The sequence below is a fragment of the Clostridium sp. HCP1S3_C6 genome, from assembly GCF_052066735.1.
Classification (GTDB): Bacteria; Bacillota; Clostridia; order Clostridiales; family Clostridiaceae; genus Clostridium.
In genome coordinates this window covers 1-374 of record NZ_JBQHRN010000085.1, presented here as the reverse complement: position 1 = coordinate 374, position 374 = coordinate 1, and the positions used below count along the sequence as shown (strand labels likewise).

Genomic DNA, 374 nt, shown 5'->3' with positions numbered 1-374 from the left:
TCTGTATAACTTTTTACTTTCCTTCCCATCTGTAGACACTTCCTTTATTTCTTTTATTATATCACTTAAAAAAACTACATGTCCGTGTCTACACTTCTATACTAACACCATTCAAATTCATTTATTTTAAAACATTCATCCTCTAAAATCCTATGAAATGATTCGACATGGGCATTCTTGTTAGGTGTTTTTACAGGATTCTTTCATGTTCAATATTCAAATTGGCACATGTTTCTTCAAATATATGACTAATAAATTGTGGGCCATTATCACTTCTTATAACAGGTTTTTCTGCACTTTCTATAAATAGATTTCGCTTAATAAGACAACGTCTTATAAGGGCTGCAGCATCCTTTCCTTCACAATGTAGTCCC

Annotated in this window: 1 pseudogene; it reads right to left on the bottom strand. The window is 31.8% G+C overall.

Annotation, left to right across the window (positions count from 1 at the left end):
* Window positions 1-190 precede the first annotated feature (190 nt).
* Window positions 191-374: pseudogene (locus ACTNAO_RS12870) on the bottom strand (IS3-like element ISHahy4 family transposase); the annotation flags it as partial.